Genomic DNA, 7,034 nt, shown 5'->3' on the forward strand with positions numbered 1-7,034 from the left:
GTCAACCACCTCTCCGACGCGGACGTCGAGGCCCTCGCCGGCACCTGGACCGGCTGGGACCGCGCCTCGGCCACCGGCACGCCCGGCACCGTGGCCGGCTGCCTGCCCGCGTGCGACCTGTCCACCCGCGCCCCGCTGGCGCCCGCGCGCCGCCTGCTCGACGCCGGCATCGAGGTCTCCCTGGCCTCGAACTGCAACCCGGGCACCAGCTACACCACGTCCATGAACTTCAACGTGGGCACCGCCGTGCTGCAGATGCACCTGACCCTCGCCGAGGCCGTGCGCGCCGCCACCCTCGGCGGGGCCATCGGCCTGCGGGCGCAGGACCGCGTCGGCAGCCTCGAGGTCGGCAAGCGCGCCGACCTGCACGTGCTCGACGCCCCCGCCGCCATCCACCTGGCCTACCGCCCCGGCATGCCGCTGACCCATGCGGTCTGGCGTGCCGGCCGCCGGGCCGTCTGATCGACCGACAGCAAGGAGAACGCATCACCATGACCACCCCTCCCGCCACCGTCACGCTCGGCACGTCCGGGGCCACCCTGGACGACGTCGTCGCCGTGGCCCGCCACGACGCCCGCGTGGTGCTCGCCGACGACGTGCTCGAGACCGTCGGCGCGGTGCGCCGCCACGTCGAGGCGCTGGCCGAGGCCGAGACCCCCACCTACGGCGTCTCCACCGGCTTCGGCGCGCTCGCGGACAAGCACATCCCGCTCGAGTCCCGCGCGCAGCTGCAGAAGTCCCTGATCCGCTCCCACGCCGCCGGCATGGGCCCCGTGGTGGAGCGCGAGGTCGTCCGCGCGCTGATGTTCCTGCGCGCCACCACGCTGGCCTCCGGCCGCACGGGCGTGCGCCCCGTGGTGGTCGAGACCTTCGTGGCCATGCTCAACGCCGGCATCACCCCCGCCGTGCGCGAGTTCGGCTCGCTGGGCTGCTCCGGCGACCTCGCCCCGCTCTCCCACGTGGCCCTGGCGCTGATGGGCGAGGGCGACGTCGTCGGGGAGGACGGCGCGCTGCGTCCGGCCGGCGAGGCGCTCGCCGAGGCCGGGATCGAGCCGGTCGAGCTGCGGGAGAAGGAGGGCCTGGCCCTCGTCAACGGCACCGAGGGCATGCTCGGCATGCTGATCATGGCGCTGGCCGACCTCGAGGAGCTCGCCGACACCGTGGACCTCACCGCCGCCATGTCCGTGGAGGCGCTGCTCGGCACCGACCGCGTGTTCGTGCCGGAGCTGCACCTGCCGCTGCGCCCCCACCCGGGCCAGGCGACCTCCGCCGACCGGATGCTGAAGATCCTGGCGGGCTCGCCGATCGTGGCCAGCCACAAGGAGGGCGACTCCCGCGTGCAGGACGCCTACTCGCTGCGCTGCGCCCCGCAGGTGGCCGGCGGCCTGCGCGACACCCTCGCGTACGTGCGCACCGTGGCCGAGCGCGAGCTCGCCGCGACCGTGGACAACCCGGTGGTGCTCGACGACGGCCGGGTGAGCTCGAACGGCAACTTCCACGGGGCGCCCGTGGCGTACGTGCTGGACTTCCTGGCCATCCCGGTGGCCGACGTCGCCAGCATGTCCGAGCGCCGCACCGACCGCATGCTGGACCCGGCCCGCTCACACGGGCTGCCCGCGTTCCTCGTGGACGACCCGGGCGTGGACTCCGGCATGATGATCGCCCAGTACACGCAGGCCGGGCTCGTCTCGGACATGAAGCGTCTGGCCGTGCCCGCGTCCGTGGACTCCATCCCGTCCTCCGCGATGCAGGAGGACCACGTCTCCATGGGCTGGCACGCCGCCCGCAAGCTGCGCTCGGCCGTGGAGAACTTCCGCCGCGTGCTCGCCGTCGAGCTCGTGGCCGCCGCCCGCGCGATCGAGCTGCGCGCCCCGCTGCAGCCCTCCGCCGCGACCGGTGCCGCCGTCCGCGTGATCCGCGAGGCCGGCGTGCCCGGCCCCGGCCCGGACCAGTACATGGCCCCGCAGCTGGCCGCCGCCGAGCAGGCCCTGCGCGACGGGTCCGTGCTGGCCGCCGTGGCGGAGGCGCTCGCGGGCGTATCCGCCGATGCCGAGCCGCAGGACCTGGCCGAGGAGTCCGAGGGCGCCGAGGCCGAGGGGCACTGACGCCACAGAGTGGTCAGACGCCACAGAGTGGTCACGACATGCCGCGTGCGTCTGCACGGGACGGCGTGTCGTGACCACTCTGTGTGTGGAGGGGGCGGCCTGCGGGTCGGGCCCGGTCGCCTCGGCTCAGGTGAGGAGCACCGTCGTCGTCCTGTGCCGGCCGACGATCGTATGGATCAGGCGGGAGACAATCCGGGCAACGCCATGTGGTTGGTGTCGTGCGGTGAAGCCGGAACGGCGCGATCAGTCCGATTGCAGCACGACACCAGCTAAGGGCTTATCCCAGGAGTCCCTGTTGTTCGGCCCAGCACTTGAATCCCCCTGGGCCGAAGGGAAGCCGGTAATCGCCCATGATGAGATCGTCAGCGAGGCTCTCAACCATGGGAACGGTGAGTTGCTCCTTGCGGATCGCCTCACAGAGCAACCCGAGGGTGCCGGTGCACTCGAGCTTCTCGCGCTTGGCCAGGAAGCGGGGCACGTTGTCGTCGATCACGATGCGATACCCGTGCGTCCGACCGAGGGCTAGAACGCCGCATTCGCCCCGGTTCCGACCGCCCGCCACAAGGTGCTCCTCGTATCGGGCGAAGGCCGCGAGGAACTCGAGGTCCTCGCTGCGGTCCACGACGATCCATTCGGCGTCCAAGATCTGCCGGAGATCTGGGTGCTGGTACTGCTGGTCCCTGATCTCCTGCTCCACACTCTCCGGAATCACGGCATGGCCGGCTGTCAGGAACTTGAGCACACCGAGCCATCCTTTCAGGGTGAAATGGCGCAGTGGTCCCGTATCGAAGACGTAGGTCTCCGGAACGGCGGTCACGAGACGTACTCCCAGATCTCCTGTTCCTGACGTGGGGGAAGGTCCGGAAGGTCGTCGTCGTCGAAAGTCCCATCCAAGAGGTCGAGTGTGCGTTCACGCGAGAGCTTCTCGGCCTCGAACAGCGCGATGACGTGCTTCTGGTACACCCGGGGCTGGGTGGTGCCTGCCATCTCGTCAGACGGGTACAGATCGTGGGTGATGATGTCCGTCTGCGTGGTCTGCACAGCGCGGATGTCGTTTGCCGTGGAAGCGTCCACCAATTCCAGGTCGTGGAGTCGGCGGGCCAGGGTCGACATGTCCACCAGGTAGGTGCCGGCGATCTTCACAGCGGCAGTGCGGACATCGCCTGAGTGAGCTGCGGCGGGCCATTCCTGTAAAAGGACAGCTGCTGGCAGGAGAAATGCTCGAGCGAACCGATCGAGGCGACCCTCGATGTCCGGGCCGGTGTGGGCGGTGCGCCAGTCCACCGTGTATTCATCGGCAAGTAGGTAGTGCCCAAGCTCGTGCACGGCGGAGAGGCGGCGTCGCCCGACCTTGGGGGTGGAATTCACCAGGGAGATGCCGCCCTCGGCGAGGAGCACCGTTCCCGCGTCAGCGGCGTCCACGCCGAAGTTGCGGGAGAACAGGAGCAGGCCAGCAGTGGCCAGGTGCGCCTGGAGGTCCTTTACGGGTTCCGTTGCTGTATACCCGACGTGCTCGCGTGCCCGGGCGGCCATGTCGTCGGCCTCGTGAACGGACTTGGGCTGCTCCCAGGGGTCCCGCACGCCGAACCCCTCGATGGGATGCAGGTCGTGCAGGAACTCGACGTCTGCGAGGAGTTCGGCCAGCAGGTGGTCCACGGCCGACTCGGTGGTATCCAACCCCTGGGCGGAACGGTGCGAGACGAGCGCTGGCGCAGGCTCGGTGAAGAACGACTGCATTCGGGTTCCCAGGGCATCGGCGATGGAGGCCAGCTCCAGGGCAGTGACCTTCCGTTGTCCGCCTTCGATCCGGTTGACCATGGTGCGCTCGAGGCCAACGGCGGTAGCTAGGTCCTGCTGGGACATCCCGCGACGCTCCCGCGCGGCACGTACACGGGCACCCAGCGAATGAGGAGTGGTCGGCGACATGTGTGCGATTCTCGCACACATGGCACTGGCGGTGAACCCTCGTCGCATACGCTGATGCGTTCGAGAACAAGCGCCGCGCCGCACTGCTGGTGATGGCCACCGGCACCGGGAAGACGTGCACCGCCGTCGCCCTGGTGGACCAGATGGCCCGCGCCGGATGGGTCAAGCGCGTGCTCTTCCTGGCGGACCGGCAGGCCCTCGTGAAGCAGGCCGCGGACGCCTTCGTGGAGCACGGCTTCGTCGGCACCACCGTGAACCTGCTGAAGAACCGGCACGGGGAGGGACGCGTCTACGCCTCCACCTACCCCACCATGCTCGGCCTCATCCAGGAGTCCACCGGCCAGGGCGCCCGCTTCGACCCCGGATACTTCGACCTGGTGATCGTGGACGAGGCCCACCGGTCCGTATACGCCAAGTACGGCGAGATCTTCCGCCACTTCGATGCCCTTCTCGTGGGCCTCACCGCCACCCCCAAGGACGAGATCGACCGGAACACCTACGGCCTCTTCGGCCTCGAGCCCGGCGTGCCGACTGATGCCTACACCCTCGACGAGGCCGTGGCGGACGGGTTCCTGGTGCCGCCGCGGGGCGTCTCCGTGGGCACCACCTTCCTGCGTCGCGGCACCCGGTACGATCAGCTTCCCGCCGAGGAGCAGGAGGCCTGGGACGCGCTGGACTGGGGCGAGGACGAGGCGCCCGAGGAGGTTTCGAGCGAGGAGATCAACCGGTTCCTCTTCAATGCGGACACCGTGGACCGCGTGCTCTCCACCCTCAGGGAGCACGGCCACAAGGTGGCCGGCAGCGAACGGCTCGGCAAGACCATCGTCTTCGCCAAGAACCAGCCGCACGCCGAGTTCATCCTGCAGCGGTTCGACGCCCAGTGGCCGGAGCTCGGCGGCCGGTACGCCCAGATCATCACCCACGCCAGCCGCTACCCGGACGCCCTGCTGGACGACTTCAAGACCCCCGGCAAGGCCCCGCACATCGCCATCAGCGTGGACATGCTGGACACGGGGGTGGACGTGCCCGACGTCGTCAACCTCGTGTTCTTCAAGCTCATCCGCTCCAAGACCAAGTTCTGGCAGATGATCGGCCGCGGCACCCGCCTGCGCCCGGACCTCTACGGGCCGGGGAGGGACAAGGAGGACTTCCTCGTCTTCGACTGGTGCCAGAACCTCGAGTTCTTCAACCAGGACCTCCCGGAGTCCGACGGCTTCACCCAGAGGTCCCTCACCCAGCGGTTGTTCGAGGACCGGCTCGCGCTCGTCGTCGCCCTCGACGCCCTGGACGATGACGCTGGGGCGCCCGCCGCCGTCGGGCCGGAGGAACGCGCGGTGCGCGAGCTGCGCCGCACCGCCGCCGAGGAGCTGCAGGCGGCCATCGCCCGCCTGACCCTCGAGAACGTCCTGGCCCGCCCTCTCCGCCGGGAGGTCGAGGAGTTCCAGCGGCCTGAGGCGTGGACGTCCCTGAGCGCCCAGGCCGCCGAACGGGCACGTGCGCTGGCCGGGGTGGTCACCGGGTTGCCGGGGGAGGACGTCGACGCCAAGCGCTTCGACCTGCTCATCGTGCGCCGGCAGCTGGCAGACCTCACCGGGGAGGCTGGCACGGCCGAGCGCATCCGGGCCACGGTGCAGTCCCTCGGGGAGAACCTGCTCTCCAAGGACGCCATCCCCGCCGTGAAGGAACAGATCATCCTCCTCGAGGCCGTGGCCGGGGAGGAATGGTGGGAGGGCGTCACTCTCGGCATGCTCGAGCACGCCCGGAAGAAGCTGCGCGGGCTCGTCCAGTTCATCGAGAAGGTCCGCCGCTCCCGCGTATACACGGACTTTGCGGACACGCTCACGCAGCTTGAGGAGGTCGACGTCGTGCGGCCGACGCCCGGCGTGGACATCGAACGGTTCTGGGCCAAGGTCAGCGAGCCGCTGCGCCACAACGAGTCCTCGCTGGCGCTGCAGAAGCTGCGCCACGGCAAGCAGCTCACCGAGCCGGACCTGGAGTCGCTCGAACAGCTGCTCCGGAGCATCGGGGCCGAGGACGCGCACCTGGCCGCGGCGAAGTCCGAGGGCGAGGGACAGTTGGGCCTGTTCGTGCGCATGCTAGTGGGGATGGATCGTGCCGCCGCGCAGGGCGTGGTCGCGGACTTCGTCCAGGACCGGACGCTCACCCAGGCGCGGATCCGCTTCCTGGGTCACATGGTGGAGGAGCTTACCGCCAATGGCGTCCTGGACGCCGGCCGGCTGTTCGAATCTCCCTACACGGACGACGCCCCCGGGGGGCCGTTCGGCCTGTCCGAGGAGGCGCAGGTGTACTCCCTGCGCGAGCGGCTGGACCTCGTCCGGACGTCTGCGATGGTGCCGGGACCAGAAGCGAACGCGGGCGGGGACGAGGCGCGCGGCGTCGTCGCATGACCTGACCGGACGGTGAGCCGAGTCGTGATATCCGCCCTTCTGCGAGCCTCCAGTTTCTATGACTGCTCACGTAGTGTTCAGACATGACTCCCGTCACCTGCCCCAGGGCCCCCAAGCGAGGCCATAGGAAAGAAACTGCTCGTGCACGTTGTCCGCACTGTGGCTCTTCCCCAGGTCCGGGCGTTACCCCACCAACAGAGACATTGATCGCTCTGCCCCCAGGGCCGGAGGGTGCCGATAGACAGACTTCCCCAATGGAATGTGAGCGACGTCGTCGAATCGATGAAGTGCTTCAGTTGGCTGGTGACCTTCTGGTCACGGAAAGCATCCGGGAAGTTCGTACGCACCTTCTCGATTTTGCCGTAGCCTACGGCGAACAGGGGCGTGGACGAGTGCGGCGCCATGCTATGTGCCAGGTACTTGCCGAGGTGGCGAATGCGCTAGATCCAGGCGAATACATCGATGAAGCAGTTGAGTCCCGGATAGTGGTGTAACCCTCCCCGGTGGCCACGACCATCTTCGAGACGGACGCGGTCACCGTGGGAGCCTTCGAGCGAACCTTCCACAGCACTCTCGAAAGGACATCACCACGATG

At 69.1% G+C, this 7,034-nt stretch carries 5 protein-coding genes and 1 pseudogene; 4 read left to right on the forward strand and 2 right to left on the reverse strand.

Annotation, left to right across the window (positions count from 1 at the left end; all coding sequences use genetic code 11):
* Nucleotides 1-462: amidohydrolase family protein (locus D8M29_RS07155; protein ID WP_148111540.1), on the forward strand; the 462-nt coding region annotated here is incomplete at its 5' end.
* Between the two features lie 29 nt (nt 463-491).
* Complete coding sequence (gene hutH, locus D8M29_RS07160; protein WP_036341290.1) at nt 492-2,105, forward strand: histidine ammonia-lyase; 1,614 nt, start codon at nt 492-494, stop codon at nt 2,103-2,105.
* 277 nt (nt 2,106-2,382) lie between these two features.
* Here the strand turns inward: hutH and D8M29_RS07165 are convergent, their stop codons facing one another.
* The gene (locus D8M29_RS07165; protein ID WP_236649644.1) at nt 2,383-2,922 is read right to left on the reverse strand and encodes a nucleotide-binding protein; all 540 of its coding nucleotides are present in this window, start codon (nt 2,920-2,922) and stop codon (nt 2,383-2,385) included.
* Nucleotides 2,919-4,079, reverse strand: coding sequence for an XRE family transcriptional regulator (locus tag D8M29_RS07170; RefSeq protein WP_328820747.1), 1,161 nt, complete (start codon nt 4,077-4,079; stop codon nt 2,919-2,921). Before D8M29_RS07170 ends, D8M29_RS07165 begins: the two co-directional genes overlap by 4 nt.
* 14 nt (nt 4,080-4,093) lie before the next feature.
* Between D8M29_RS07170 and D8M29_RS14380 the strand changes: the two are divergent.
* Both D8M29_RS14380 and D8M29_RS14515 read left to right on the forward strand, forming a co-directional pair.
* A pseudogene (locus D8M29_RS14380) lies at nt 4,094-5,128 on the forward strand (DEAD/DEAH box helicase family protein); the annotation flags it as partial.
* On the forward strand, nt 5,117-6,439 hold the full coding sequence (locus D8M29_RS14515) for a type I restriction-modification enzyme R subunit C-terminal domain-containing protein (RefSeq protein WP_306432500.1): 1,323 nt from the start codon (nt 5,117-5,119) through the stop codon (nt 6,437-6,439). The pseudogene D8M29_RS14380 and the gene D8M29_RS14515, both read left to right, overlap by 12 nt.
* Nucleotides 6,440-7,034 lie beyond the last annotated feature (595 nt).

The sequence above is a fragment of the Micrococcus sp. HSID17227 genome (genome assembly GCF_003989405.1).
Taxonomy (GTDB): domain Bacteria; phylum Actinomycetota; class Actinomycetes; order Actinomycetales; family Micrococcaceae; genus Micrococcus; species Micrococcus luteus.

Bases quoted from the DNA above. Each gene is read 5' to 3' on its own strand.
- D8M29_RS14515 (WP_306432500.1), top strand. From the start codon at position 5,117: ATGATCGGCCGCGGCACCCGCCTGCGCCCGGACCTCTACGGGCCGGGG.
- hutH (WP_036341290.1), top strand. From the start codon at position 492: ATGACCACCCCTCCCGCCACCGTCACGCTCGGCACGTCCGGGGCCACC.
- D8M29_RS07170 (WP_328820747.1), bottom strand. From the start codon at position 4,079: ATGCGACGAGGGTTCACCGCCAGTGCCATGTGTGCGAGAATCGCACAC.